Source organism: Pseudofrankia saprophytica, assembly GCF_000235425.2.
Lineage (GTDB): Bacteria > Actinomycetota > Actinomycetes > Frankiales > Frankiaceae > Pseudofrankia > Pseudofrankia saprophytica.
The window spans coordinates 6,079,280-6,105,928 of the sequence record NZ_KI912266.1; the positions used below are offsets into that span (position 1 = coordinate 6,079,280).

Annotated in this window: 22 protein-coding genes; 16 read left to right on the forward strand and 6 right to left on the reverse strand. The window is 71.8% G+C overall.

Translation table 11 applies throughout. The features are described from left to right. Nucleotides 1-260 precede the first annotated feature (260 nt). Entirely contained in the window at nucleotides 261-1,598 is a 1,338-nt protein-coding gene (locus FRCN3DRAFT_RS0225765; RefSeq protein ID WP_007517574.1) for an ABC transporter substrate-binding protein, read from the reverse strand. A 498-nt stretch (nucleotides 1,599-2,096) separates the two neighbouring features. Between FRCN3DRAFT_RS0225765 and FRCN3DRAFT_RS0225770 the strand changes: the two genes are divergently transcribed. From FRCN3DRAFT_RS0225770 to FRCN3DRAFT_RS0225820, 11 genes are all read left to right on the forward strand, one after another. Next, a complete protein-coding gene (locus FRCN3DRAFT_RS0225770; RefSeq protein WP_027140937.1) occupies nucleotides 2,097-3,293 on the forward strand; it encodes a CaiB/BaiF CoA transferase family protein in 1,197 nt (398 codons plus the stop codon). Beyond that, the gene (locus FRCN3DRAFT_RS0225775; RefSeq protein ID WP_007517571.1) at nucleotides 3,290-3,838 is read left to right on the forward strand and encodes a Zn-ribbon domain-containing OB-fold protein; all 549 of its coding nucleotides are present in this window, start codon (nucleotides 3,290-3,292) and stop codon (nucleotides 3,836-3,838) included. The genes FRCN3DRAFT_RS0225770 and FRCN3DRAFT_RS0225775 overlap by 4 nt, the downstream gene beginning before the upstream one ends. After that, nucleotides 3,835-5,193 (forward strand): thiolase family protein, encoded by a 1,359-nt coding sequence (locus tag FRCN3DRAFT_RS0225780; RefSeq protein WP_007517569.1) that lies wholly within the window; start codon nucleotides 3,835-3,837, stop codon nucleotides 5,191-5,193. Before FRCN3DRAFT_RS0225775 ends, FRCN3DRAFT_RS0225780 begins: the two co-directional genes overlap by 4 nt. Nucleotides 5,194-5,312: 119 nt before the next feature. Then, on the forward strand, nucleotides 5,313-6,782 hold the full coding sequence (locus FRCN3DRAFT_RS0225785; RefSeq protein WP_007517567.1) for an aldehyde dehydrogenase family protein: 1,470 nt from the start codon (nucleotides 5,313-5,315) through the stop codon (nucleotides 6,780-6,782). A 116-nt stretch (nucleotides 6,783-6,898) separates the two neighbouring features. Then, entirely contained in the window at nucleotides 6,899-8,104 is a 1,206-nt protein-coding gene (locus tag FRCN3DRAFT_RS0225790) for an amidohydrolase family protein (protein ID WP_007517565.1), read from the forward strand. A 4-nt stretch (nucleotides 8,105-8,108) separates the two neighbouring features. Beyond that, nucleotides 8,109-8,345, forward strand: coding sequence for a ferredoxin (locus FRCN3DRAFT_RS0225795; protein ID WP_007517563.1), 237 nt, complete (start codon nucleotides 8,109-8,111; stop codon nucleotides 8,343-8,345). A gap of 4 nt (nucleotides 8,346-8,349) precedes the next feature. Then, nucleotides 8,350-9,138 carry an SDR family NAD(P)-dependent oxidoreductase gene (locus tag FRCN3DRAFT_RS0225800; RefSeq protein WP_007517561.1) on the forward strand — a complete coding sequence of 263 codons (789 nt, stop codon included), beginning with the start codon at nucleotides 8,350-8,352 and terminating at the stop codon, nucleotides 9,136-9,138. A gap of 37 nt (nucleotides 9,139-9,175) precedes the next feature. Beyond that, nucleotides 9,176-10,423, forward strand: coding sequence for a cytochrome P450 (locus FRCN3DRAFT_RS0225805; RefSeq protein ID WP_007517559.1), 1,248 nt, complete (start codon nucleotides 9,176-9,178; stop codon nucleotides 10,421-10,423). Nucleotides 10,424-10,535: 112 nt separating this feature from the next. Then, entirely contained in the window at nucleotides 10,536-10,988 is a 453-nt protein-coding gene (locus tag FRCN3DRAFT_RS0225810; protein WP_007517557.1) for a nitroreductase family deazaflavin-dependent oxidoreductase, read from the forward strand. A gap of 225 nt (nucleotides 10,989-11,213) precedes the next feature. After that, nucleotides 11,214-12,278, forward strand: coding sequence for a phosphotransferase family protein (locus tag FRCN3DRAFT_RS0225815; RefSeq protein ID WP_007517554.1), 1,065 nt, complete (start codon nucleotides 11,214-11,216; stop codon nucleotides 12,276-12,278). A 3-nt stretch (nucleotides 12,279-12,281) separates the two neighbouring features. Then, entirely contained in the window at nucleotides 12,282-13,169 is an 888-nt protein-coding gene (locus FRCN3DRAFT_RS0225820; RefSeq protein ID WP_007517553.1) for an SDR family NAD(P)-dependent oxidoreductase, read from the forward strand. A gap of 296 nt (nucleotides 13,170-13,465) precedes the next feature. On the opposite strand, the gene FRCN3DRAFT_RS0225825 is transcribed toward FRCN3DRAFT_RS0225820, so the two are convergent. Then, nucleotides 13,466-14,428 carry a PDDEXK family nuclease gene (locus FRCN3DRAFT_RS0225825; protein WP_007517551.1) on the reverse strand — a complete coding sequence of 321 codons (963 nt, stop codon included), beginning with the start codon at nucleotides 14,426-14,428 and terminating at the stop codon, nucleotides 13,466-13,468. A gap of 450 nt (nucleotides 14,429-14,878) precedes the next feature. Beyond that, on the reverse strand, nucleotides 14,879-15,403 hold the full coding sequence (locus tag FRCN3DRAFT_RS0225830) for a MarR family winged helix-turn-helix transcriptional regulator (RefSeq protein WP_007517549.1): 525 nt from the start codon (nucleotides 15,401-15,403) through the stop codon (nucleotides 14,879-14,881). Between the two features lie 226 nt (nucleotides 15,404-15,629). Here FRCN3DRAFT_RS0225830 and FRCN3DRAFT_RS0225835 point away from each other — a divergent pair, with 226 nt between their 5' ends. The 3 genes from FRCN3DRAFT_RS0225835 to FRCN3DRAFT_RS0225845 all read left to right on the forward strand — a co-directional run bounded on the left by FRCN3DRAFT_RS0225835 (nucleotide 15,630) and on the right by FRCN3DRAFT_RS0225845 (nucleotide 18,779). Beyond that, the gene (locus tag FRCN3DRAFT_RS0225835; protein WP_007517548.1) at nucleotides 15,630-17,210 is read left to right on the forward strand and encodes a DHA2 family efflux MFS transporter permease subunit; all 1,581 of its coding nucleotides are present in this window, start codon (nucleotides 15,630-15,632) and stop codon (nucleotides 17,208-17,210) included. A gap of 290 nt (nucleotides 17,211-17,500) precedes the next feature. Beyond that, complete coding sequence (locus FRCN3DRAFT_RS0225840; protein WP_007517547.1) at nucleotides 17,501-17,812, forward strand: hypothetical protein; 312 nt, start codon at nucleotides 17,501-17,503, stop codon at nucleotides 17,810-17,812. Nucleotides 17,813-18,041: 229 nt separating this feature from the next. Then, nucleotides 18,042-18,779, forward strand: a complete 738-nt coding sequence (locus tag FRCN3DRAFT_RS0225845) for an HAD family hydrolase (RefSeq protein WP_051467154.1) — start codon at nucleotides 18,042-18,044, stop codon at nucleotides 18,777-18,779. Here FRCN3DRAFT_RS0225845 and FRCN3DRAFT_RS0225850 read toward each other — a convergent pair. From FRCN3DRAFT_RS0225850 to FRCN3DRAFT_RS0225860, 3 genes are all read right to left on the reverse strand, one after another. After that, entirely contained in the window at nucleotides 18,776-21,688 is a 2,913-nt protein-coding gene (locus FRCN3DRAFT_RS0225850; RefSeq protein ID WP_007517543.1) for an FAD-binding and (Fe-S)-binding domain-containing protein, read from the reverse strand. The genes FRCN3DRAFT_RS0225845 and FRCN3DRAFT_RS0225850 overlap by 4 nt on opposite strands. A 118-nt stretch (nucleotides 21,689-21,806) precedes the next feature. Continuing rightward, complete coding sequence (locus FRCN3DRAFT_RS0225855) at nucleotides 21,807-22,592, reverse strand: NUDIX hydrolase (protein ID WP_007517541.1); 786 nt, start codon at nucleotides 22,590-22,592, stop codon at nucleotides 21,807-21,809. A gap of 25 nt (nucleotides 22,593-22,617) precedes the next feature. Continuing rightward, nucleotides 22,618-23,418 (reverse strand): Clp protease N-terminal domain-containing protein, encoded by an 801-nt coding sequence (locus FRCN3DRAFT_RS0225860; protein WP_035925207.1) that lies wholly within the window; start codon nucleotides 23,416-23,418, stop codon nucleotides 22,618-22,620. A 442-nt stretch (nucleotides 23,419-23,860) separates the two neighbouring features. Between FRCN3DRAFT_RS0225860 and FRCN3DRAFT_RS0225865 the strand changes: the two genes are divergently transcribed. Both FRCN3DRAFT_RS0225865 and FRCN3DRAFT_RS55350 read left to right on the forward strand, forming a co-directional pair. After that, on the forward strand, nucleotides 23,861-24,625 hold the full coding sequence (locus FRCN3DRAFT_RS0225865) for a class I SAM-dependent methyltransferase (protein WP_007517538.1): 765 nt from the start codon (nucleotides 23,861-23,863) through the stop codon (nucleotides 24,623-24,625). 625 nt (nucleotides 24,626-25,250) lie between these two features. After that, nucleotides 25,251-26,649 (forward strand): LysM peptidoglycan-binding domain-containing protein (locus FRCN3DRAFT_RS55350; protein ID WP_198536038.1); only part of this gene is annotated, 1,399 nt, incomplete at its 3' end.

Genomic DNA, 26,649 nt, shown 5'->3' on the forward strand with positions numbered 1-26,649 from the left:
TCCACGTCCCGTCCAGAGTTTCACTTCGGAGTCTCACGTTCGGAGCTGTCGCGCGGAGCCACTGTCACGCGGAGCCACTGTCACGCGGAGCCGCTGTCGCGCGGAGCCGCTGTCGCGCAGGGCTGCCCACCGTGGGCCGGGCTCGTTCCGCGGAAGGTGCCGGCTTCGCCGGCACCTGGTGGGAACCTCGCCGATCGGCACACGTGGGCGGCGCGGGCCCGGGGCCGGGACGGAATCCCGGCCCCGGGTCGCGAGCCGGCTCAGCCGGCGGAGGCGCCAACCACCTCGTAGGCGCTCGGCTGACCCTTGGCGTCGAGGGTCGCGGCCAGCGAGCCGCGGGTGCACACGGCGCTCGACAGCTCGGTGGCCGTCCCGTCGCACTTGAACTTCAGCCCACCGGCGCCGGGAAGCTCCGACTCCGGCATCGCCCGGATCGTGCTGATGATGCTCGCGGGCGTGATCTCGCCGCTGAGCTTGGAGGTCGCGAGCTGGAAGCCGGCGAGCGCGCTGAACATGCTCATCCCGCCGATCTGGCTGGTGTCCACGCCCTTGGCGTACTGGCTGACCACGGCCTTGTAGAGCTGGGTGGACGGGTTGTCGGTCCCGATTGGCGCCGACGCCGTGATCTCGATGCCGTTGAGCAGGTCACCCGGCACCGCCTTGCGGGTGGCGTCGGTGATGCACTGGGCGATGCTGGTGATCTGACCCTTGTACCCGACCGCGCGCAGGCCGTTGAAGGCGCTGATGCAGAACGAGTCGTTACCGAGCACGAACACCAGGCCGGGGTCGCCCGCGACGACCGGTCCCAGCTGCGGCGTCATGTCGGCGGTGCCCAGCGCGATCCGGACGAGGTCGTGCTCCAGGCCCGCCGCCTTGTACTTCCCGGGCGCGATCGTCTGCTCCAGGCCAAGGGCGGCCGGAACGTCGATCACGATCGACGTCACCTTCTTGAAGCCCTTCTCCTTGGCCACCGTGATCGGCAGGCCGATAGGCCCGGCTGACGGGTCGGACAGGATGAAGGTCGAGGCCTTGTCGGCCAGCAGCTCGGTCTCGCTGGTGGCGTAGAGCATCACCGGGATGCCGGCGTCGTGCAACGGCTTCCAGGCATCCTGCATGACGGCCGACTCGCCGAACACGGCGGCGACGACCCCGGCCTCGATCAGGTGGTTCCCGCAGTCGGTCGCCTTGCCGGGATCACCCAGGGCGTCGCACACGACCAGCTCGATCGGCCGGCCGGCGATGCCGCCCCGGTGCTCGTTGAGCCACTTCGCGGTGCCATTGGCGACCGTGTCCTGGGCGGACATGTCCGAGGACGGACCCTTGCCCTCGGTGACGATTCCGATCTTGACGGCCGCGCCCTTCGCCGGGTCGGACGGACCGAGCAGGGACGTCGCGGCGTTCGCCGAGGCGGATGGCGTGCTGCCGCCGCCGCCACCGTCGTCGTCGCTCCCGCAGGCCGCGACGAGACCAACGGTCGCGGCCAGCGCCAGGACCAGACCGGATAAGCCGGCCGACCTGGATAAGCCGGATAACCTGCCGGTTGTCCGCCGCGCTCGGCGCCGGTTCGGCCTACCCGGCAGGACCCTTGTGTGTGCCACTTGCCCTCATCTCGTGGTCGAAGCCCCCGCCCAGCGGCGACGGCCTGGGAATGACGAGTCGGGACGACGAGCAGGGCGGGCAACCGCGCCCAGGGCACGCCGCAGCCGTCGGTCGAAGCATTGAGCGACGTGCCACGGATCGGGGACTCGTCGCGAGTGTGTGAGCAGCCGGAGCCGGCCGCCGAACAAGACCTCGGTACCGGCTCGAGCCGTCTGGTACCGGGAGTGCACGCATGCTCGCAACATTCAACGGAGACGTCAAGCTCTACTGAAAAGTGAATTGGGGGCTTCTCAGCAACGAGAGTCCCGTTCTACAGTGCGGTCGTCGTGACAGTCCGCGGCGCGGCCGAGGGGCTCGACACGACGCGAGGGGAGGTCCGTCGAGTGGACGACGCCGAGTTAGACCCGTCAGACCCGTCAGGCCAGGTAGACCGCTCAGGCCAGGTAGACCGCTCAGGACAGGTAGACCGCTCAGACCCACCCGAGGCTCCAGGTGCGTTGGACGGCGTCCGCGTCGTGGAGCTGGCGCAATGGGTGTTCGTCCCGGTGGCCGGCGCGCTGCTGGCGGACTGGGGCGCGGATGTCATCCGGATCGAACGCCTGGAAGGCGACCCGTACCGAGGCCTGGCCACCCAGGGCATCGGAACCGACAGCGGCGGGGTCAACCTGTCCGTCGCCCTGGCCAACCGCGGCAAACGCTCGATCGCCCTCGACCTGCGCCGCGAGCAGGGACGAGCACTGCTCGACGAGCTGCTCGCGACCGCCGACGTGTTCCTGACGAACTTCCGGCCCGGCGCGCTCACCCGTCTCGGCCTCGACGCCGACACGCTGCGCCGGCGCTTCCCCCGGCTGGTCTACGCCCGTGGCCACGGCTACGGGGTCCGCGGTCCGGATGCTGATCTGCCCGGCTACGACTCGTCGGCCTTCTTCGCGCGCGGCGGCATGGCCCATGTGCTGACCCCGCCCGAGCGGGACTATCCCATCAGCCAGCGCGGCGCGATGGGCGACCGCAACGGCGCGATGGCGCTGGCGTTCGGTGTGGCGGCGGCCCTGCTGCGCAGGGAACGGACGGGCTCCGGCTCGGTCGTCGACGTCTCGCTGCTCGCGACGGCGATGTGGACGCTGTCGTCCGACGTGCTCTCGGCCCTGTCCGGCAGCGAGCCACGAGCCATGCCCGGCCGCACCGGCGGCCCGAACCCGCTGGTCGGCAACTACCGGACGAAGGACGGGCGCCACATCCAGCTGGTGTTCCTGGAGGCCGACCGCTACTGGGCCGACTTCTGCCGGCTGCTCGGACGCGACGACCTGGCCGCCGACCCGCGGTTCGCGGACCTGCGGACGCGCGGCGCGAATCGGGACGCCTGCGTCGCCGAGCTGGACGCCGAGTTCGCCAGCCGCACCTTCGAGGAGTGGAAGGACCTGCTGTCCGGGATCGACGCGCCCTGGGCACCCGTACAGGCGGTCGAGGAGCTGCTCACCGACCCGCAGGTGCTGGCGAACGGCTACCTGGGCGAGGTTCACGTCGACGACGGGCCCACCTACCAGCTGCCGACCGTTCCGGTGCAGTTCGACGAGCGTCCGCCGCCGCTGCGGCGTGCCCCCGAGCATGGCGAGCACACCGAGGAGATCCTGCTGGAGCTTGGCCGCACCTGGGAACAGATCGCCGAGCTGAACGAAGCGAAGGTCATCCCGTGACCGCACCGGCGCCGGCGCCCGCGACCACGCCGGCCACCACCTCTGCGGCCCCGGCCGACCCATCCGCGACACCAGCCGACCCATCCGCGGCCCCGGCCGACGCATCCGCGACGTCACCGGCCGCTACGCCCACCCGTCGGCCGCTGCCGGTGTCGGACGAGCAGTCCGCGCCGTTCTGGGCCGCCGCCGCCCGCCACGAGTTGGTGATCGCTCGCTGTGCCCGCTGCGGCGCCTTCACCCACCCACCTGACATCATCTGCCCGCACTGCGGCAGCACCGACCCGGGCTTTACCTTCCAGCCAGTCAGCGGCCGCGGGACCGTCAGGTCGTGGACGGTGGTTCGCCAGTCGTTCCTCCCAGGCTTCGACGTGCCCTTCGTCCTGGTCGACGTCGAGCTCGCCGAACAGTCCGAGCTGCGCCTGATCGGCCGGCTCGTGGACGGGCCCGACGCGCCGCTCCGCGTCGGCGCACCGGTCACCGTCGCGTTCGAGGACGTGGCGCCAGAGGTCGCCATTCCCGCCTTCGAGCTGGCGGGTGACGCATGAGCGAGAACGACCCGGTGCTCGACGACCAGGCGCAAAGGAGCCAGGCACAGGAGAGCCAGGCACAAGAGACCCGGGTGCGAGGCGACGAGCGGCACGGCAGTGCCGATGGGGCGACCAGTGACCGGCAGCGGCATAGCTGGGCGCGAAGCGGCCAGCAACGACGCGGCCGGCCGAGCAACGAGGTGGCCATCGTCGGGTACGCCCACAGCCTGGTCCGCCGGCACGCGCCCGAACCGCTGGGTGTCCTCGCCGTCGACACGGCCCGCCGGGCGATCGCAGACGCGGGCCTCCAGGTCGCCGACGTCGACGGGTTCGTCAGCGCTTCCATGTTCCCGACGGCCGGCGCGCACACGGTCGAGGACGGGACGAGCATCGTCTCGTCGCAGTGGATGGCCGCGCATCTCGGCGCCGACGCGCGCTACACCGCCGGCTTCGACGGTGTGGGTGCGCTGACCGGGTCGTTGGCACTCGGGGTGAACGCGGTCGCGAGCGGGGCCGCCGACTACGTGCTGCTGCACCGGGCCCTGCACAACCCGGTGGGCAGCTACCACGCGAACCCAATGACGTCGGCGGTCGGTTGGCAGCAGTGGACCGCTCCGCAGGGCTTCTTCGGCCCGCTGCAGATGATCGCGCTTCCGTACAACGAGTACCTGGCGCGCTACGGCGCGAGCCGGGAGGCGATGGCGGCGGTGCTGGTGGAGGCACGCAAGAACGGCGCGCGCATCCCCTGGTCGTACTGGCATGGCAAGCCGCTCACCGCCGAGGAGTACCTGGCCGCACAGACGCTGGTGGACCCGATCTGCCGGTACGACTGCGACATCCCCGTCGACGGCGTCGCCACGTTCGTCCTGACCTCAGCCGAGCGGGCCGCCGACCTGCCGAACAAGCCGGTCTACATCGCCGGCTACGCGTCCGGCCTGCCGCCGCGGCGCCGGCTCGCGCAGCACTGGCCGCTCGACGACATCATGGACGCCGGATTCGGCCTGGTCAGCAGGTTGTGGGAGCGTTCCGGGGTCGGGCCGGCCGAGATCGACCTTCCGCAGGTGTACGACGGGTTCTCACCGTTCGTGTACTTCTGGCTAGAGGTTCTCGGCCTCTGCCCGGTCGGTGAGGCGCATCGCTTCGTCCAGTCCGGTGGCATCGACGCCGACCGCCCAGACGGGCTGCCGGCGCTGTCCGGCGGCGGCGCGCTCGGGAACGGCCGCATGCATGGCGTCCCCCAGATGCTCGAGTGCTACCTGCAGCTTTCCGGCCGCGCGGGCGAACGCCAGCGCGACAAGGCAACCATTGGCGTCGCCTGCCACTCGTCGCCGCACTACGGCGGCGCCGTCGTCTACAGCGCCGTCCCGTTCTGAAGTTCTGACCCGTCCCGACGTCCTGACGCCCCGACGTCCGACGTCCCGACCCGTGTTGGCGCGCGGTTCCGCGGGGCGCGCATCCAGGTACGTGAATCCAGCAAGCAAGGGAGGCCGGGGTGCCGGCAATCATCGAGGAACGGCGTTCATACGTCGCCGGACGGTGGGTCCACGGCGATGGTTCGTTCGCCGTGGAGAACCCGGCCGACGAGTCGACGGTCGCCGAGATCGGCGTGACACCGCTCGCCGAGATCGAGCGGGCCATCACCGAGGCGCGGCGCAGCTTCGACGAGGGCGTGTGGGCCGACAAGCCCGCGGCCGAACGCGCGAGGATCCTCCTGGCGTTCCTCGACCACATCGAGGCCTCGCACGACGCGCTCGTCGCCACGATGATCGCCGAGGCCGGCCAGCCGGTCGCGTACGCGGAACGGGCGCAGTTCGCCTCCGGCCTGGCGCTCGGGCGCGCGACGATCGACCTCTACCAGTCGATGCGGCACGAGGAAGCAAGCCCCGTGCCCGTCAACGAGCTGGTGCTCGGCCGGGTGGCGCTCAGCGTGCGCCGCCACGAGCCGATCGGCGTGGTCGCGGCCATCACGCCGTACAACGGCGCGATCATCATGGCGTTCCAGAAGGTCATCCCGGCGCTGATGGCGGGCAACTCGGTCGTCCTGCGGCCCAGCCCGCTGACGCCGATCTCCTCGCTGGTGTTCGGCGCCGCGGCCGAGGCGGTCGGCCTACCGCCGGGAGTCCTGTCCGTCGTCGTGGAACAGGGCGCCGCCGGCGCCGAGCTGCTCACGACGCACCCAGCCGTCGACATGGTGTCGTTCACCGGCTCCACCGCCGTCGGGAAGCGGATCCTCGCCCAGGCGGCGCCGACGGTGAAGCGGGTCTCGCTGGAGCTCGGTGGCAAGTCGGCGCAGATCTACCTGCCGGACGCCGTCGACCGCGTCGCGACCGGGGCGATCATGGTCGTGGCCACCACCGCCGGCCAGGCCTGCGTCGCCGCCACCCGGATGCTCGTGCCGGCGGACCGCAAGGAAGAGGTGGTCGAGGCGGTCAGCCGCGTCTACGGGTCGTTGAAGGTCGGTCCGCCGTCGGACCCGGCCTCGATGATGGGCCCGGTCATCAACGACGCCGCCCGGGCGCGCTGCGAGCGGTACGTCGCCCTGGCCGAGCAGCACGGCGGCAAGGTCACCACCGGCGGCGGCCGGCCCGCCGGGCTGGAGCGCGGCTACTACTTCGAGCCCACCGTCCTGGACGTGCCTGACAACGCCAACCCGGCGGCCCAGGAGGAGATCTTCGGCCCGGTGCTGTCGGTGATCGGCTACCGCGATCTCGACGACGCCGTCCGGATCGCGAACGACAGCGTCTACGGCCTGTCCGGCCAGGTCTACGGCAAGGACGTCGCCGCGGCCACCGCCGTCGCCCGCAGGCTGCGCACCGGCGCGGTCAACGTCAACACGTCCGTGTTCAGCGCCTATGCCCCCAGCGGGGGCTACAAGCAGAGCGGTCTCGACCGCGAGCGCGGCCCCGACGGCATCCGCGCCTTCCAGGAGGTCAAGCACATGTCCATCGGGGAGCTGCGCTAGCGCGGCCAAAACCGCAAGGCCCCGCCCTGGCCCTGCCTGCCCTGGCGGGGCGCCCCGGATGGCCCCGGCACCGACCACGGACCACGGACCAGACCTCGAACCCACGAGGAGGAGACATGACCTCAGAACTGAACCTCGACTGGCTGATCTCGGTCGACGACCACATCCTCGAGCCGCCACACGTGTGGATCGACCGCGTCCCCAGCAAGGACCGTGACCGCGCCCCGCACATGATCAACGAAAACGGCCTGGACTACTGGGTGTACGACGGCAAGAAGTACCCCAGCTCGGGACTGTCGGCGGTCGCCGGCAAGTCCAAGGAGGAGTTCAGCCCCGAGCCGCTGCCCTACAGCGAAATGCGGCCCGGCTGCTACGACCCGACCGAGCGGGTCAAGGACATGGACCGCGCCGGCATCCTCGCCTCGCTCTGCTTCCCGACGATCACCCGGTTCTGCGGCCAGCTGTTCATGGAGGCCTCCGACCAGGAGTTCGGCCTCGTCTGCCTCAAGGCCTACAACGACTGGATGATCGACGAGTGGTGCGCCGCCGCGCCCGGCCGCTACATCCCGCTCGCGCTCATCCCGCTGTGGGACCCGAAGCTCGCCGCCGCGGAGCTGGAGCGGACCGCCGCGAAGGGCGCGACCACGTTCGCGTTCTCGGAGAACCCGGAGCCGCTGGGCCTGCCCACCATCCATGACCCGTCTGGTTACTGGGACCCGGTCATGGCCGCGGCCAACGAGCTGCACATGGTCGCCTCCATGCACGTCGGCTCCTCCTCCCAGGTACCGAAGATCGCGAGCAACGCGCCGTTCCTCGCCAACCTCACCTGGGGCGCGATGCGCACCTCCGGCGCCATGCTCTCCTGGCTGTTCTCCGGCATGTTCCAGCGCTACCCCAACCTGAAGATCGCGCTGTCCGAGGGCGAGATCGGCTGGATGCCGTACTACCTGGAGCGGGCCGAGCAGGTCCTCGACAAGCAGCGCTACTGGGTCCAGCGCGGCGCGAAGTTCATGGACCACGGCGGCTCCACCGGCGTCGACCTGGACACCCTCGACGTGCGCGCCACCTTCCGCGACCACATCTACGGCTGCTTCATCGAGGACCACCACGGCATCGCCAGCCTCGCCGAGATCGGCGAGGACAACATCATGTGCGAGACCGACTACCCCCACTCCGACTCCACCTGGCCCAACTGCATCCAGACAGTCAAGAACGTCATCGGCCACCTGCCAGCCGAGACCCAGTACAAACTGCTGCGCGGCAACGCCGAACGCCTCTACCGGTTCACCGCGGCCGAGCCGCCCGTCCTGGCCGGAGCCTGAGCCGATGTCCGGATCCGCCCCCGCTCCCGCTGACTGGTCGGTCGCCGTCGACCGCGACCAGTGCATCGGCAGTGGGATCTGCATCGTCTATGCCCCGGACTTCTTCACCCACGACGACGAGGCCAAGGCAATGGTGATCGACGGTGCTGGCGACGCCGACCTGGGCGCCGTCCGCACCGCCGTGGAAGCCTGCCCGACCAGCGCGCTGGCGTTCCTGGCCGGCGACAAGAAAGAAGCGTGACCTGATGGGAAACCTGCTCGAAGGCAAGAGCGCCATCGTCACCGGTTCCGGCGGTGGCGTCGGCCGGGCCTCCGCCTTACGGTTCGCCGAGGAGGGCGCGCGGGTCGTCTGCGCCGACATCCGGCTGGAACCGGTCAAGGAGACGGTGAGCCTGATCGAGGCGGCCGGCGGGACGGCGATCGCCGTCGGCGCCGACGTGTCGAACGAGGACGACGTCGTGGCGATGATCGCCGCCGCCGTCGAGGCGTTCGGCCAGCTCGACATCCTGTTCAACAACGTCGGCATTCCGACGCCGCGACTGGGCACAAAGCTCGAGGACCACACCGCCGAGGACTTCCAGCGCCTCGTCGGCGTGAACTTCGGCGGCGTGTTCTTCGGTACCAAGCACGCGATGCTCCAGTTCAAGGCGCAGGGCGGCGGCGGCGTCATCCTCAACACCGGTTCGGTCGCCGGGCTGGTCGCCTGGGGTGGATCCGTGTACGGCGCGACGAAGGGCGCGGTGCACCAGCTCACGAAGGCCGCGGCCATCGAGGGCGCGCCGTTCAACATCCGGGCCAACGCGATCTGCCCGGCCGGCATGCCGTTCACCGGGTTCATGGCGGCCGGCGGCATGACGGTGACCGACGAGGCGACGCTGCGCCACGTCGCCGAGACGACCGGGGCCAACCACCCGCTCGGCCGGCCCATCACCGCCGAGGACTGCGCCGAGGCCGCCGTCTACCTGGTCAGTGACCGGGCCGCGAACGTCACCGGCGTGCTGCTGCCGGTCGACGGCGGCTACGTGGCGCGCTAGCCGCCACGCCACCCCACCGAAATCGGCGGACAATTCCATGACCGAGATAGCCACCCTCGACCGCGCGCGCATCCAGGAGCTCTTCGACCTGCGCGGCGCCTACCTCGCCCGTTCCGGCGGCGGCTACACCGACGACCCGAACCCGATCTGGAACCGGCTGCGGGAACAGGCGCCGGTGCATCCGGGCACCGTCCACGAGCTCACCGGCGTCGACGAACCGCTGATGTTCGCCGGTCTGCCCTTCCCGGACCGACCGCACTTCTCGGCCTTCACCTGGGCGGCCTGCGATGCCGCCTACCGGGACGCGGAGGTGTTCGCCTCCTCGCCCGAGCCGGTCGACGTCGCCGGCGGCCCGTCGGCCGTGCTCAACAGCATGCTGTCGATGGGTGGCACCGAGCACCGGCGCTACCGGGCGCTCGTGCAGCCGTCGTTCGTGCCGAACAGGGCGCAGTGGTGGATCCGCAACTGGATCGAGCAGACCGTCCAACTGCTGATCGACAGCTTCGCCGCCGACGGCCGGGCGGAGCTGAACGTCGACTTCTGCGCCGCGATCCCGGTGCTGACGATCACCAGCAGCTTCGGGGTGCCGGTTGACCAGGCCCTCGACATCCGGGCCGCGCTCCAGCACCCCGAAAAGATCATCGAGATCATCCGCCCGATCGTCGCGGCCCGCCGCGAGGCCCCGGGCGACGACCTGATCAGTGTGCTGACCCAGGCAGAGATGACCGACGAGAACGGCGTCCGCCACCGGCTGTCCGACGCCGAGATCTACTCGTTCTCACTGCTGCTGCTGGCCGCCGGCTCCGGCACGACGTGGAAGCAGATGGGCACGATGATCACCATTCTGCTCCAGCGGCCCGAGCTGCTGAAGGCCGTCCGCGAGGACCGGGCGCTGCTGCGGCCGGCGATCGAGGAGTCGCTACGCTGGCTGCCGACCGACCCGATGTTCTCCCGGTACGTGACCCGCGACGTCGACTTCCACGGCGTGCACCTGCCCGAGGGGGCGGTGCTGCACATCTGCCTCGGCGCCGCCAACCGGGACCCGGCCCGCTGGGACCGGCCCGACGAGTACGACGCCGGCCGGCCGCTCAAGCCGTCGTTCGCGTTCGGCGGCGGCGCGCACGTGTGCCTAGGCATGCATGTCGCCCGGGCCGAGATCCGCGTCGCCATCAACGCGCTCCTCGACCGGCTGCCGAACCTGCGCCTCGACCCCGACGCCGAGCCCCCGCGCTTCGTCGGCATGTACGAGCGCGGCGCGACGGCCATCCCCGTCCTGTTCGACTGACGCGGGCCGCACCACCGACCCGGGCCGCCCAGGCTCGGGCCGGTCGGCCTCGCCGGCCCGAGCCTGGGCGGCGCGGCCCGGCCGCCACGTCTCCCGACCTCCGGAGAACCCCGTGAGCGAACCGAACCCCGCAAGTGAACCGAACTACGTCAAGCCCGAGCTCACCCTGCTGGGGGCGGACCACATCCGCGCCTACCGGGAGACCGACGGCGAGACCGGCTACCTCTGGAACGGCGTCCCGACGCTGCTGCTGACCACGACTGGCCGGCGCACCGGCGAGGCCCGCACCTCGGCGCTGATCTTCGCCCGCGACGGCGACGACTTCCTCGTCGTCGCCTCCACCGGCGGGGCACCCAACCATCCCAAGTGGTACCTGAACCTCGAGGCGAACCCGGCCGTCGAGATCCAGGTCAAGGCCGAGCACATCAAGGTCGTCGCGCACCCGGCCACCCCGGAGGAGAAGCCCCGCCTCTGGAAGATCGTGACGGACGCCTGGCCGAACTACGACGTCTACCAGACGCGCACCGAACGCGTGATCCCGGTCGTGGTCCTGCGCCGCGCCTGAGCACCCGGTCGCGAATGCTCCGCCGCGCCGGCCCATCGGCGAACCCGCCGACGGTGACCGGCCGGGCGGCGCCAGAATGGCCGCCGGCCCGGCTCCTGGCCCCAGATCCCTGCCACCTCGCGCCCAAGGAGGAGACATGCTCCCGCAGGTCCCGACGGAGACCGCGCCTACACCGTGCGCGGCGCTCGGCCGCATTGGCCGCACCACCGCCCCCGAGGCCGCCTTATGAGCACGGTCGCGCCGCGGTTTCCCGACACCCTCGACGAGGCGCTCTCCCCCGCCTGGCTGACGGAGATCCTCAGCAAGCAGTACCCGAACATCCGGGTCCACGGGGCCAGTCGCGGCCCCATCGTCGCCCGGGTCGCGACCAATCTCCGCTTCGACGTCGACTGCGACGGCCTGGGCGAGGACCAGGCGCCGCTGAAGCTCTGCGTCAAGGGCTTCTTCACCCCGGCCGGCGAGCTCGTGCACGGCACCGGCGAGCACGAGGCGTACTTCTACCGGGATCTCGTCGACTCCACCGGGGTCCGCACGCTGAACGCCGTCTACGCCGACGTCCACCCGCAGCACGGCGGCGGCGTGATCATCACCCGGGACATCGTCGCCGAAGGCGCGACCTTCCTCGACGCGCTCGCCCCGTACACCCCCGACCAGGCAGCGGTCAGCCTCTCCCAGCTGGCCAAGCTGCACTCCTCGACCTGGAACGCCCCGGCGCTCGCCGACGTCGGCTGGCTCGCGCCCCGCCTCGATGGCCATCTGCGGCACCGCGGCTTCAAGGAGATCAACGGGAACTTCACCGGCCCGATCGGCGCCGGCGTCCCGGCAGAGGTCCGCGACGCCCAGCGGCTCGTCGACGCCTACCGGCGGTTCGCCGCCCTGGTCGCGGCCGCCGATCCGTGGTGCATCGTGCACGGCGACCCGCACGTCGGGAACGTCTACCTCGACGCGCGGGGCCGGCCGTCGTTCGTCGACTGGCAGCTCGCGCAGCGCGGCCCGTGGTGGGTCGACGTCGGCTACCACATCGCGTCCGCGCTGACCGTCGAGGACCGCCGCGGCCACGAACGCGACCTGCTCCAGCACTACCTCGACGAGTTGCGCGCCGGAGGCGTCGACGCCCCGTCGCTCGACGACGCCTGGACCGGCTATCGCCAGGGCATCGTCGAGGGCTTCTACCTCTGGGGGATCACTCTCAAGGTCAAGCCGGAGATCACCACCGTGCTGCTCGCCCGGATCGGCACCGCGGTCGCCGACCACGACTCCCTCACCGCCGTCCTCGACGCCGAGGGCTGACCGGTGCCGACAGCTCTGGTCACCGGCGCCAGCCGCGGCATCGGCAAGGCGATCGCCGTGCACCTGGCCAGGACCGGCTATGACGTCGCGGTCACCGCCCGGACCGTCAAGGAAGGCGAAGGGCGCGAGCACTCGTCGACCCTGCGTCGCTCCGACACCAGCCCCCTTCCCGGGTCGCTGTCCTCGACCGCCCTGCTCGTGGAGGCGGAGGGCACGCGGGCACTCACCGTCCCCGCCGACCTGACCGACCGTTCCTCGGTCTTCGCCGCCGCCGACGCCGTGCTGGCGGAATGGGGCCGCATCGACGTCCTGGTCAACAACGGCCGCTACATCGGCCCCGGCCACATGGACCACCTGGAGGAGACCCCGCTCGACCTGCTGGAGCTGCACCTCGAGGCGAACGTCATGGCTCCCCTGGCGCTCATCAAGAAGGTGCTGCCCGGCATGCTCGAGCGCGGGTCCGGCTGCATCGTGAACATCACCTCCGGCGCGGGTTACCACGACCCGCCGGCCGCCGCGGGCGCCGGCGGCTGGGGGCTTGGCTACGGCCTGAGCAAGGCGGCCCTGCATCGCGTGGCCGGCATCCTGCATCTGGAGACGGCCGGCCGCGGGGTGCGGGCCTTCAACGTCCAGCCCGGGTTCGTCGCCACCGAGCGGATGGCGCAGGACATGGGCACCTTCGGCTTCGACGCGTCCGGCGCCGCCCCGCCCGACGTGGTCGGCGCGGTCGTCGCCTGGCTGGTGGCCAATCCCGAGACCGCGGAGGCGGCCATGGAGGACGAGCCGGCCGTCTTCCGGTCGACCAGGGACGGCCGCACCATCGAGGCCCAGCAGGTCTGCCGTGACCTCGGCCTTCTGCCCGGATGGCCCAGCACACCGGCTGGTCCCTGAACCAGAAGGCCACGTTCCGTGCCCCGGTTCGCGGGCGCGTCGCACGCGGGCCGGGGTGCGGCCGGATCGATGGAGGTGGCCGGTGGGCGAGGCGGCGGTTGGGCTTCGGGTCGGATTTCACGCCGGGACGGACCTCGAACCCGCCCCTGCGCGACCACGCGGCCTCGAACCTGACCGCACCTCTTCGAACCTGGCCACACCCTGTTGATCACGACCTCACCCCGTTGATCTCGAGTCGCCGGGCGTAACGTCCCGCCTGCGCGCCAAGCGGCGCTTTCGGCACGTCAGCGCCGGATTCACGCGCAGACCCGGCATGGGCGGAAGCTCCCGGTCCAGCCACGCAGGTGGAGCGCGGCGGCCTGTCGGCGGGCGGCCTCGCAGGGGTTGGCGAGTACCAACGAGCCTGGGAGGTGGAGGATTTCAAGATGGTCGAGCTTGATGTCAAAATCGCGTAGCTGGCCCTTTGACCATGCCTCCTGGTGCCCATGAAACTTCCATCCGTCCAGCTCGACGACAAGCCGTTCATGCTCATAGAAGCCGTCAAACCTGTACCTGCCGCTCTGCCCCTGGAAGGGGACCTGCCGAGCCGGCTCCGGCAAGCCGTGGCGCCGACACAGCCGCGCATGCCGCATCTCCAGCAATGAGTGCGCACCATCGGCCGCTAGCAGGCAGCATTCTCGCAGTAGTTTGCGATGCCGGGCATGACTACGGCGTTCCAGTGCCTGATTCAGCTGAGCGCCGGTCGTAATGCGGCTACGCACCGCCTTCGCGACCAGTTCACAGACGGCCTCCAAGTCGTCGAACTGCTCGGCGAGGTCAAGAACTGTGCGCTCGACAGAGGTACGCGGCGGCCCATCGGAGCGATAGATGTCCCCACCCGTCAACGGCCGGCGGGTGCGGTGGATATCGACTCCTTCAGCCGCGGTAAGCTTCATTGGCCCGGTGACGAGCACATGGATGATGCGGGGCGGCTCGTCCTGGAGACCCCAGCTGTGCGCCGCGCTCTCCCGGCAGAGAACCGCCTCAGGCCCGGCATACAGAAGCGCGGCCCACAACCGGGTCTCAGCCGTCAACGGCCCGTTGTAGGCGGCATAGACCCTCGGGTACACCCGCTGCCACCGTTGCGCCGCCACCTGCGCCCTCACCCGGTAGTCAGGTATACCGTGCCGTTTCGCCTGCTCGACAGTGAATGCCGCCGCCTGTGCGCGGACGAGGGCACCCCACCGCGCGTTTTCCCAGTCTCGAAGCTCGATCTGCATGCGCCAACTCTGCCCCGATACCGGCTCCGGCTCTATCCGCGCTCGCGGGACCCGACTTGACACGAACCGTGGCAGCTCACCCAGCCAATAGGCTCACCCATCCAACACACATCGATAGCAGTGCGGCGGAGTGTGTTGGATGGGGGAGTCTATTGGCTCGTTCAACTGACACGATTCCGGTTTGGAAGGTGGGACGGTCGGAGGAGGGATGCAGAGGGTGTGCGGTGCGGCCCAGGCAATCACACCGGCGGGCTGCAATGGGCCGGCAGGAGCCGACTCAGCCGTGTGGGGACAGTCACCGTACGTACTTGGCGTGGTGGGCGAGCCACCGAGTGGAACTCGTGGAGGCACGACGATGGGGCACCACGCTGCCCCCGCCCATGAAGGCCCCTCCGCGGGAGCCGGCTATCACCGGGTACCCGGCCGGCTGGGCTTGGACGGGACCGGACGTCAGGCGGGCTGGATGAAGCTGGCTGGGACGCGGGGGCGCATCGCCTCTGGAACGGCGGGTTCGGCGGCAAGGACGCGCATGAGGAGAGCCAGCAACTGCTCCTGCTCGGCCGGCGAGAGCACACCCAGCGAGCGCGGCGGGACGGTGAGGATCTCGAGGGCCTGGGCCAGGACCTGATGGCCCTGCTCCGTTATCGCGACGGTCTTGGCCCGCCGGTCGGTCGGGTGCGGCTCGCGGCGGGCGACGCCGCGGCGCTCCATGACGTCCACCACGCTGGTCAGGTACGACGGGTCGTGCCGAAACGTCTCGATCAGCTCGCGCATGGGGCGCGGCCCGGACGCCAGCACCATGAGGATCTTCATCGCCGCCGGAGTTAGGTCTACCGCCTGGCAGACGTCATGCATCCGGGTATGCGCCTCGCCGCCCATGGTCAGCGCCAGCATGGCGCGCCAGGTCTCCCGGGCGAGCGTCGTCTCCCGAGTGAGCGCCGCCTCCCCGCCAGTCTGCCCAGCGGCCTCGATCATGTCTTGATGGTAGCGGCTGCCGCCACGATCCGGTCATTGTTGCAACAATATGTTTGACACCACTCAACGATCGACCCCATGCTGGGCGACGACAGCATCGTTCCGTCCCGTCCGCTCGCCGGAGGGGCCGCGTCCGTGGTCCTCCCAGGTCGGCGCAACCGACCGAGGGTGATCGGCGGCGCGACCGACCTCCCCGCGTCTGCCGCTCTCTTCCCGGGAGATCATCGTGCCCGACCAACCCACCGAGGCCCCGCCGCCGGCCAACACCGCGCCAGGACCGGACACGGACAAGCTCGACCCGGCCCTGCTTCGCCTCGCCGGCACCGTCATGCTCGGCGCGATCATGGTGATCCTCGACACCACGATCGTCTCGGTGGCCATCCACGACCTTGGTAGCGAGTTCGACACGTCGCTGTCCACGATCTCCTGGGTCACCACGGGCTATCTGCTCGCGCTGGCGGTGGTCATCCCGCTGGCCGGCTGGGCGGTCGAACGGTTCGGCGCCTTCAGAATGTGGAACATCTCGCTGGCCCTGTTCGTGATCGGCAGCGCGCTGTGCGGCCTGGCCTGGTCGGCGCCGGTGCTGGTCCTCTTCCGGGTGCTACAGGGCCTCGGCGGCGGCATGATCATGCCAATCTGTATGACCCTGCTCGCCCAGGCAGCCGGCCCGCAGCGCATGGGCCGGGTGATGAGCATCATCGGCGTCCCGACGCTGATCGCCCCGGTGCTCGGCCCCGTCATCGGCGGTCTGATCGTCGACAACCTGAGCTGGCGCTGGATCTTCTACGTGAACCTGCCGATCGGCGTTCTCGCGCTGTTCCTGTCCTGGCGGGTGCTGGAGCGCAGCGACCACGGGGCATCGCACCACCGGCTTGACGTCCCCGGGCTCGCCCTGATCTCACCTGGGCTCGCGGCACTCGTCTACGGCCTGTCCGAGGCCGGCAACAGCGGCGGCTTCGGCGCGACGAAGGTGCAGGTCGCGATCCCGCTCGGCGTCGTCCTGCTCGCCGGGTTCGTCGTGCACGCCGTGCGCCGGGCCGACCCGCTGCTCGACATGAAGATGTTCCGCAACCGGTCGTTCAGCGTCGCGAGCATCGCCACTTTCGTCATCGGCGCCATGCTGTTCGGCGCGATGTTCCTGCTGCCCCTGTACTACCAGGTCGCCCGTGGGCAGAGCGCGATGGCCGCCGGCCTGCTGCTCGCGCCTCAGGGCCTCGGCGCGATGATCGCCATGCCGCTCGCAGGGAAGATCTCCGACCGCCGAGGGCCCGGCTACGTCGTCCCCGTCGGCATGGCGGTGACGCTGCTCGGCACCCTGGTGTTCACCCAGGTCGACGCGCACACCAACGAGGTCGTGCTGGCGCTGTCCCTGTTCGTGCGCGGCCTCGGTTTCGGCGCGGCGATGATGCCGGCGATGGGCGCCGCGTACCAGACGCTCGCGCCGACGGATGTGCCCAAGGCGTCCACGACGCTGAACATCCTGCAGCGGGTCGGCGGCTCGCTCGCGACCGCGCTGGTCGCCGTCGAACTGCAGCGCGGCATCGCCAGCCGGCTGCCGAGCCTCGCCGGCGGGGATGGGGCGCTCGCCGCGTCGTCCGCGCAGAAGCTGCCCGAGGCCATCGCCGACAAGGTGGGTGCCGCCTTCGGCGCGACCTTCTGGTGGATCATCGGCCTGTCCGCCGTCGGCTTCGTCTCCAGCCTCCTCCTGCCACGCCATCCCGCGAGGCCCGCCCACGGCGCGGCCACCCCCGACGCCGCGGCCACCGAGCCAAGCGCGCCCGCCCGTCAGGTGGTCGCGGTCGACTAGTTCGGCCCCGACTTCGGCACGCAGTTCTGCACCCAGTTCCACGTGGCCGGTCTCGAGGCCCGCTGACCGGTCCCGGGCCGAGCCCGGGACCGGCTCCGGGCCGGCCGCATCAGGAGAATCCCCAGCCGTCATCGCCGGCTGGGGATTTCTCGTTGTCCCCGGATCCGGCGGCGACGCCCGACCGGATACGCTTTTTCCGATCTCGGCTGGGGTAGGTCGATAGCGCACGGATTGTCCCTGGGCCGCGGCTGGCGCGCCGGTCCGCACGTGACCTGCCGCGAGGAGGACCCATGTCGACAGATGAGACCGAGACATCACCCGGTTCCCGTCCCAGCTCGGCGACGACCACCGGCGCCCTGCCCAGACCGAAGGCGCCCCCCGCCCCCCGCCCCAGCGTGGTGGCACCCGCGGGTTCGCAGCGGTGGTTCAGCGCGCCCCGCTATCTCGTCCTGTGCCTTCTCGGCGTCGCCATGCTGGGCTCGCTCGGCGGCTGGATCGCGATGGTCCTGATGGACAAGGCGGTGCCCGACGGGTTCCCGGTCGTCATCGGCACCGTCATAGGCGGCCTCGTGGGCATCGCCGCCACGGACAGATCCTCCTGAGCGCCGGCGGCCCAGGGGCCCGGCCCGCGGACGACGCACCCCGCATCGGCCCGCTCCCCGCCTGGGCGGCGCACCCCGCCGGCCGTCCCCGGTAGACGTACCGGAGTCCGGGCCGGGACCGGGCCGGCTGGGGCGGCTGGGGCGGCTGGGGCGGCTGGGGCGGCGTGATCGGCTCGGTCGCGCGGTTTTCGGCGCGGTCGGCGGTCCGCGGGTGTGCGACGATGGCGACGTGCCCGTCCGTCTTGTCCTGTGGGATATCGACCAGACGCTGATCGACACACGAGGCATGGGACGGCTCGTCTACGAGCGGGTTTTCAGCCGGATCACCGGGGTGGCGCTGCGGGAGCTGGCCGCGCTGCAGCACGGCAACACGGAGCTGGACACCGTCCACAGCACCCTTACGAGCCACGGGCTGGTCCCCTCGGAGGAGCTGGTGTACGACATGCTCGCGGCGTTGGCCGAGGGGTTCGGCGCGGCGCGCGCCGAGCTCGCCGAGCGCGGGCGGGTGCTGCCCGGCGCCCTGGAGGCGCTCACCGCCCTGACGGGTCTGTCCACCGTCCGCCAGAGCGTGCTGACCGGCAACACCCGCGCCGTCGCCGAGATCAAGGTCCGGGCATTCGGGCTGGACCCCTACGTCGACCTCCGGCTCGGCGCCTACGGCGACGACCATCGTGACCGGCCGGCCCTCGTCGCGTTCGCCCGCGACCGGGCGGCCACCCACTTCGGCCGCTCGCTCGACCCGCCCGAGATCCTGCTGGTCGGCGACACGCCGAACGACGTCACCGCCGCGCTCACCACCGGCGCCCAGATCGTCGCCGTCGCCAGCGGCGCCTTCTCCGTCCAGGAACTCAGGGACGCCGGCGCGCCGACCGTCCTTGCGACGCTCGCCGAGCTGCTCCCGCTCGCTCCCACCCTGTTCGGCGCGGGTGACGAGGTAGCGGCCGCTGACGAGGTACCCGCCGGTTAGTCGGGGAGATCGGCCTCCTGGGCGCCTGCGCCCGGCGGGCGGTCGAGAAGCTCGGCCAGGTGCAGGCTGTCCGTGCCGGCGAGCTGAGCCAGCTGGGTCCGGCAGGAGAAGCCGTCGGCCAGGACGACGCTGCCCGGGGCGGCCGCGCGGACGGCCGGGAGCAGGGCGGTCTCGGCGACGGCGACGGACACGTCGTAGTGGCCCTTCTCGACACCGAAGTTGCCGGCGAGGCCGCAGCAGCCGCCCACGGCCCTGACCTCGGCGCCGGCGGCGGCGAGCAGGGCCGCGTCGGGAGCCCAGTCGAGGATGGCGTGGTGGTGGCAGTGCGGCTGGGCCACCGCCTGGACGCCGTCGAGGCGTGGCGGGGTCCAGCCGGGAGTGGCGGACAGCAGTTCGGCCAGGGTTCGGGTCGCCTCGGCGACCCGGGTGGCGCGGGGGTCGTCCGGGAGGAGTTCCACGAGGTCGCGGCGCAGCACGGCGGTGCAGGACGGTTCCAGGCCGATGACCGGGATGCCGGCGTCGACGGTTGGGGCGAGCGCGTCGACGGTGCGGCGGAGCTTCCGCCGAGCGGTGTCGAGCTGCCCGGTGGAGATCCAGGTCAGGCCGCAGCAGACCGGTCGGTCGGGAATGCGGACCTCGTAGCCGGCCGATTCCAGCACCCGCACCGCCGCCTGGCCGATCTCGGGGCTGAAGTGCTCGGTGAACGTGTCGACCCACAGAACCACCGGTTCGCGCGCGCCCGCCCCTGCCACGCCCGCATCGCCGGTCGGGGCAGGCGCGGAGGCGGAGGCTGCGGAGGCGTCCGGGCCGGGACGCTGGGCGAACCATCGGCGGAAGGTCTGGGTGGCGAACTCGGGAAGGTCGCGGCGCTGGTCGATGCCGCCGAGGCGTTTGGCCAGCCGGGCCGTGACCGGGCGGCGCAGCGTCGCGTTCGCCAGGCGAGGCGCGCGGGCTGCCGCGCGGGCGGCCCGTGGCAGCCAGCCGAGGCTGTAGTGGGACGCCGGCCGCGGCCGGTGGCGGTACTTCTGGTAGAGCGCCTCGGCCTTGTAGGTGGCCATGTCGACGCCGGTCGGGCAGTCGGTGGCGCAACCCCGGCACGACAGGCACAGGTCGAGGGACTCCTCGACCTCCTTCGACCGGAACCCCCGCACCAGGGTGCCGTTCGCGACCTCCTGCAGCACCCGCGCCCGTCCACGGGTGGAGTCCTTCTCGTCCCGGGTGGCGAGGAACGACGGGCACATGACGCCGCCGACCGCGGTGTTGTCCGCGCGGCAGCGGCCCATGCCAACGCAACGGTGTAGCGCCGTCGTCAGGTCGCCGCCGTCCTCCGGGTAGGCGAAGGCCAGGCCGCGCCGCAGCGGCCGAGCCTGCGGAACGCGCAGGTCGGCGTCGAGCGGCCGCGGGTCGACGAGGATCCCCGGGTTGAGGACGTTGTCCGGGTCGAAGGCGTGCTTGACAGCCCCGAAGGCGGCGATCGCCGCCGGGGAGTACATGTAGCCGAGCAGCTCGCCGCGCGCGCGGCCGTCGCCGTGCTCGCCGGACACCGATCCGCCGTGCCGCGCGACGAGCTGCGCTCCGGCGACCATGAACTCCCGGAACGGCTTCGGGTCGCGGCCGTAGGCGAACGGAAAGTCGATCCGGGCGTGCACGCAGCCGTCGCCGAAATGCCCGTACATCAGCCCGTCCAGCCGGTGCTCGGCCAGAAGCGCAGCGAACTCCCGCAGGTAGGTCCCGAGCCGGTCGGGCGGGACGGCCGCGTCCTCCCAGCCCGGCCAGGCGGGTGCCCCGGCCGGGGTGCGCCCGCCAAGCCCGGCCCCGTCCTCGCGGATCCGCCACAGCGCGCGGGCCGCCGGGCCGGTGACCACGGCCGACTCCAGGCAGCCGGCGTCCGCGGCGAGCCGGCGGGCGGCGTCGACCGCCTCCGCCTGGGTGGCACCCGCGGTCTCGACGAACAGCCAGCCACCTCCGCGCGGCAGATCGGGCACGGCCGCCGGGCCACGGCGGGTGCGAACCACCTCGACCAGCCGCGCGTCTATCCCCTCCAGCGCGACCGGCGCGTGCGGCCGCAGGGCGCCGGTCGCCTCCGCCGCGGTGGGCATGTCCTCGTAGCCGAGCACGGCGAGCGCGACCGCCACCGGCGCCTCGACCAGCCGGACCGTGGCCTCGACGACCATCCCGAGGGTGCCCTCGGTTCCGACGAGGAACCGGGCGAGGTCGGCTCCGTTCTCCGGGAGCAGGTGCTCCAGCGAGTAACCGGACACCTGGCGGGTGAACCGGCCGAACTCGGTGCGGATCGACCCGAGGTTGGCGGTCACGACCTGGTCGAGGGCCTTGCCGATCGGCCCGGCGCCGCCGAGACCCTCGCGGCCGAAGGCCCGGGCCGTGAGCCGGTCGCCGCCAGCCGTCAGCAGGTCGAGCGTGACGACGTTGTCGGCGGTACGGCCGTAGCGCATCGCCCGCGCGCCGCAGGCGTTGTTGCCGATCGCGCCGCCGATCGTCGCGCGGGCGTGCGTCGACGGGTCCGGGCCGAACCGCAGCCGGTCCGCCGCAGCGGCCGCGGTGATCTCGTCGAGGATCGCGCCCGGCTGGACGCGCGCCGTCCTGGTCTCCGGGTCGACGGCGAGCACCCGGTTCAGGTGCCGGGAGAAGTCCAGGACAAGCCCCGAGCCGACCGCGTTGCCCACGATCGACGTACCTCCGCCGCGCGCGGTCAGCGGCACCCCGGCCGCGCGGGCCGCCGCCAGCGCCGCCGCGACCTCGTCGGCATCGTGCGGGAACACCACCGCCGCGGGCACGACCCGGTAGTTCGACGCGTCCGACGAGTACTCGGCCCGCCGCCGCGCCGAGACGTCGACCTCCCGAATCCCGGCCCGCGCCAACGCCGCCGTCAACGCCCTCGGATCGTCCACCCACCCATCCTGGCCCATCGGCTCCGGTGCCGCGCCGCAGGTGGTGGGACCGGGCCGGATGCGGGCATCAGGCACCGACACCGGTCCATCAGGTACCGACGCCGATCCAACGCACCGGCTACGGACCGGCCGGGCCGGCCGGGCCGGACCCGTGCTGGCTCCGCTGGTGGTACTCGTCGAGGACGGGGGCCAGGTAGTCGGCGACCGGGCCGCCGAGGGTGGCCAGGTCGCCGGGTATGGAGACGAAGGCGATCTGGTCGAGCTCCGGGTCGTGGCCGCGCGCCCGCTCGGTCCGGACCAGGGACGCGTACTGGTCGCGCAGCGACGTGACGGGCCTGGGCGGGGCGCGGAACAGGACGCCGACGTCGCTCTGGGAGCTGAGCATGAGGCACTGGAGACCGAGGTCCGCGGGCGCCGCTTCGGTTCCGGTCTCCTCCCACAGTTCCCGGGCCGCGAGCGAGCGAAGGCCATCGACGTCCAGGGGATCGTCCTCGGCCTTCGGTGGCTCACCCGTACCGCTTGGCAGCTGCCAGCGGCCGGGAGCGGACGTCCACGACGCCATCCGCCCGACCAGCAGCCGGCCGTCGTCCGTCGGCTGTAGGACGCTGACGTACAGGTGTGGAAGCCAGCAGGTGGCGCCGGGAACCCCGCGCGGCACGTAGCGCCGGTACGTGGTCCGGACCCAGGCGAGCACCAGGCTGTCGGGACCCTCCCACCCGAGCCCGCCGGACGCGGCCACCGGCCCGTCGAACATGCTCGGCTTGGCCTGGACGGCGTCGTCCCAGGCGCGATCGGTGAGCTCCTGCTCGTCGGCCGACAGTCGCGGCGCCTCGACCTCGACCAGCCGGAGCCGCCCGGCCGTCAGAAGCATGGTCCCGTCCGGCACCGCCAGCCAGTCCGTCACCGGATCAGACTCGCACAGCCGACGCTCAGTCAGCGCCGGTGTCACCGTCCGGACCGGCCGCCTGGGCCGCGGCGACCACCTGGGCGAGGAAATCCGCGATGTGCCGCTCGGAGGCGGCCTTGGAGATGCCCAGATCGCCGAGCAGCGGCTTGCCTTCCTCCAGGTCCTCCAACTCGAGCAGGGCGAGCAGGATGTGCTCGGTGCCGATGTAGTTGTGGCCGAGGCGCAGCGCCTCGCGGAAGGTCAGCGTCAGCGCCTTCTTGGCCCGACCGTCGAACGGGATGAGCTTCACCGGGGCGCCCGTTCCCCCGGCCGGTGTCGGCTCGACACGTGACGGCAGCGCCGCCGTGGCGGCGGCGCGGACCGCGTCCAGCGAGACGCCGGACGCGACGATCACCTTCGCGGCGATGGCCGCCGGTTCGGCCAGCAGGCCGAGCACGAGGTGCGCCGGAATGATCTGGTCGTTGCCGGCCGCGATCGCCTCGTTCTGGGAGGCGATCACGACGTTGCGGGCCCGCGGGGTGTAGCGGGCGAAGCCCTGGTTCGGGTCGAGGTCCGACGGTTCGCCGGGGTCCTTCGGCACGAAGCGCTTCTGCGCGGCCTGCTTGCTGACACCCATGCTCCGGCCGATCTCCGTCCAGGAGGCGCCGGAACGGCGCGCCTGGTCGACGAAGTGCCCGATCAGGTGGTCAGCGACGTCGCCGAGGTGATCGGCCGCGATAACCGCGTCGGTGAGTTGGTCGAGGGGGCTCGAGTGCACCTTCTTGATCGTCTCGATCAGATCGTCGAGCCGCACAGGAGCCGTCATCTGCACTGGTTCCGCCATGCGTCAACTGTAGGTTGACGATGCTGGATCGTCAACTCAAGGTTGACGCCACCAGGCCACCAGGCCACCAGGCCACCTGCCACCTGCCACGGGCCTTCACACCCCCACAGGGGCGGCACGCAATGGATCCATGGATATGGACGCGGAACGCAAAGATGCCGGTCGGTCGGCGCGGTACGGGGGGATCCGCGCCGGCCCGGCCGGCATGCACTCGATAGTGCCCTAATGCAACGGAAGTGTCGATACCTGTACCGTGGCGGGTTGTCACCTTCGGTAACGGCAATCCGAGGGCCCAGGTCAGGTGTGATGCGAGCCCGCGGCGCGGCAGCCACGAGACGCAGGTCACTCTCCAACCGCGACTGCCCTTCTACGCGAGGTCACCAGGACGACCGCGGGCCGCCCCGACTCGGTGGTCGGCGGCGGGCGCGAGGATCATGGGGCTATGGCTACTCCCCCCACGAAGCTCGACGGACCCACTGACAGCTACGAGCGAACCCGGCCCCGGTACCCGGTCGAGCTGTTCGCTCACGCCGTCACGCTGCTGCCAGCGGGTGCCCGGCCGACGGTTGTGGACGTGGGCGCGGGGACCGGGATCGCCCTGGAGGCGCTGCTCCCACAGCTTTCCGCCGACGCGGAGGTGCATGCGGTCGACGTGTCCGGCGACATGATCAACATTGGTAGAGAGAAGTTCCCCCAGGTGGCGTGGGAACAGGGCAAGGCCGAGGAGTTCCTCGATCGGTTCACCGGCATCGACTTCGTCGTGTCCGCCCAGTCGTACCAGTGGATGGACCGGCCGGCATTCCTGTCCGCCGCCGCGCGAGCGCTGCGGCCCGGCGGGGTGTGCATGGTCGTCCAGAACAGTCTCGACTACCAGGTCGGAGGGCTCGCCGCGGAGTACGAGAACCTTCTCGAGGAAATCTCGCCCTTCCATAGCCGTAGCCGCGCCTTTAAGCCCATCGATGTCGAGACGGAGCTGTCGGCTCACTTCGACGAGGTGGAACGTCGGGCGACGGAGTGGCGACAGCCGCTCACGATCAACGAGTTCGTCGCCATGAGCTCCTCGTCGACGCAGGGCCAACGCGCCATCGCCGCCGCCGGGCCGCTCTTTCTCCGTCAGGTTCGCGCGCTGTGCGCCAAGCACGTGAAGGACGGCCGCGTCCAGCTCCCTTACGTGACCGAGGCCTTCTACGGCAAGGGCCGCGCCTGACGGGTCCGTATCAGCCCGGCCTGGCCCGTGCGTGCCGGGGCTGACAGCCGGGTCGGACGCCCGCCGGTCCACCCGAAACCAGGAGAATTGGCGGAGAGTGGCCGGTGTTCGTGGGTGCGCCGATCAAACGACGGTCACGGCCGGCAGTGCGCGCGACCAGTGTGAACCGCGGTGAGCGGTATCCACAGGATGCCGGACGTGACTACTCACCCAGTACTTTGTGTGGTAACACCTCTTTGTCAGCGATTCCGCCGGACTGTCCGGACAGCGCCGGCCCGACGAGCTCTGCCAGGTAGCCAACACTCGAGAGGCGATCGGCATTCGCGTCGGTCGCGTGGCCGCGTCATTCCGCCGTCCGCGACGAGCCATCCGGGCTGAGATGTCAGCTCACCGCGCTCGCCACCACCTCCGGTGGGATCCCGCGCCCAGCACCGAGGCGTCTGTGCCATGCCTTACTGGGAGGGCCCATGCGTCCCGGCTTTCACCGCCGTCCCCGCCGCCCGGCCGCGTGAAGCGGCCCGTGGCGACGGCCACGCCACGCACCGCGCGACGCGGCCAACCCGATCCCGCCGAGCTGGCGACCGGCCGAGGAGGCACCCGCGGGTCGTCGCGGGCCGCGCGAGGCGTGAGCGACCGCAGGTACTGGGACGCCCGGGCGGGCCGCGACAACGGCGCCGGTGAGGTCGCCGGCGCCGTCGGCCTCGGCCCGGCCGGCACTGGCCGCCGGACAGGCGATGGCAAGCCAAGCGGTGGCCTGCCAAGCGGTGGCCTGACCGGCAAGGGACCGACGGGGAGCGGCGGGGAGCGAGGCCGCCGCGCACGGGCCGGTGGCCGCGTGCTCGCCGGCTGGTCCGATGTGGCCGAGATCCTGCGTGGGCTGGCCGCGCTCGCGTCGCTCGTCGCGCTCCTGGTCGTCGTCCCCGTCGTGCTGTGGGCCTGGCGCGCCAACCCGCTGCCCATGGCGGGCCAGCCATACGCCGGTTGGGATGTCGTCGCCGCGGTGAGCTGGCTGCTGTGGGCCTGGCTCGTCGTCTGTGTCGGCTTCGAGATCGCGGCCCAGCGCGGCCGGGCTGCCGGGCGGGATCGGGTTGCCTGGCCTGGCGGGTCCAGCGGAGGGGCCGGAGCCGATGAGCGGTCCGTGCCCGGCGCGCCGGCCAGCAGGCCTCGCGGCACGCATCGCGGTCCGAGCGACGGACCAGCCGGTGGGCCGGCGCCGGCCGGCGCGGCCGCGCGAGCCGCCGACGCGGCACCGGGCGGGCGGCGGCCCGCGCCGACACCTGCGCCACGGATCGTCCGACGGGGCACCGCCCGCCTCGTCACCACCGCCGGCGTCGTGGTCGCGGCGATGATGTCCGGCCGCGCCGCGCTCGCCGCCACGGCGCCAGACCCGCGCCCGGCCACCGTCGCGACCGCGACCGCAGGCCCAGCCGACACCACCATCCCCACGAACCACGACGCCGACAGCCCGGCCGGCCCCGACAGCCCCGCCGCCGCCGGCGCCGGCGGGAGCGCCACCGGTCAGGCCGACGCGGACGACCCGAACGATCCCCATGGCGCGGACGCCTCGGGCGTCGCCGGGAGCGACGGGCCGCCGGCCGCGCTGGTCCCCACGGCCGAAAGTCATACCGTCCAGCGGGGCGAGTCGCTCTGGTCGATCGTCGAGGACGGCTACCCCGACGCGGTCCTCGCTCAGCTGCCCACCGCCGTCGACACCGTCTTCGCCGCCAACGACGGCGCGGCCGATCCCGCTGGTCACCGCCTCGCCGACCCGGATCTGATCAACCCGGGCATGCGGCTCGCGCTGCCGGCCCTCGACGCGGCCGGGCACGCCGTGCCGGCTCCCGCGGCAGGGTCACCCGCCGCCGGCGGCGCTCCGGCTCCTGGCGGCGGTGCTTCGGCTCCGAGCGGTGGAGGCACTTCGGCGCCTCCCGGGGGCGCGCCCGCGGGAGAAACACCGCGGCTGCCGGCGGCGGCGCCCACAGCGCCGTCGGGGGGCACGCAGCCACCGCGCGCCCCGGCACCAC

What these genes read in the sequence shown, in the direction of transcription:
- FRCN3DRAFT_RS0225780 (WP_007517569.1), top strand. Translation starts at nt 3,835, where the DNA reads ATGAGCGAGAACGACCCGGTGCTCGACGACCAGGCGCAAAGGAGCCAG.
- FRCN3DRAFT_RS0225790 (WP_007517565.1), top strand. Translation starts at nt 6,899, where the DNA reads ATGACCTCAGAACTGAACCTCGACTGGCTGATCTCGGTCGACGACCAC.
- FRCN3DRAFT_RS0225795 (WP_007517563.1), top strand. Translation starts at nt 8,109, where the DNA reads ATGTCCGGATCCGCCCCCGCTCCCGCTGACTGGTCGGTCGCCGTCGAC.
- FRCN3DRAFT_RS0225800 (WP_007517561.1), top strand. Translation starts at nt 8,350, where the DNA reads ATGGGAAACCTGCTCGAAGGCAAGAGCGCCATCGTCACCGGTTCCGGC.
- FRCN3DRAFT_RS0225805 (WP_007517559.1), top strand. Translation starts at nt 9,176, where the DNA reads ATGACCGAGATAGCCACCCTCGACCGCGCGCGCATCCAGGAGCTCTTC.
- FRCN3DRAFT_RS0225815 (WP_007517554.1), top strand. Translation starts at nt 11,214, where the DNA reads ATGAGCACGGTCGCGCCGCGGTTTCCCGACACCCTCGACGAGGCGCTC.
- FRCN3DRAFT_RS0225825 (WP_007517551.1), bottom strand. Translation starts at nt 14,428, where the DNA reads ATGCAGATCGAGCTTCGAGACTGGGAAAACGCGCGGTGGGGTGCCCTC.
- FRCN3DRAFT_RS0225830 (WP_007517549.1), bottom strand. Translation starts at nt 15,403, where the DNA reads ATGATCGAGGCCGCTGGGCAGACTGGCGGGGAGGCGGCGCTCACTCGG.
- FRCN3DRAFT_RS0225840 (WP_007517547.1), top strand. Translation starts at nt 17,501, where the DNA reads ATGTCGACAGATGAGACCGAGACATCACCCGGTTCCCGTCCCAGCTCG.
- FRCN3DRAFT_RS0225860 (WP_035925207.1), bottom strand. Translation starts at nt 23,418, where the DNA reads ATGGCGGAACCAGTGCAGATGACGGCTCCTGTGCGGCTCGACGATCTG.
- FRCN3DRAFT_RS0225865 (WP_007517538.1), top strand. Translation starts at nt 23,861, where the DNA reads ATGGCTACTCCCCCCACGAAGCTCGACGGACCCACTGACAGCTACGAG.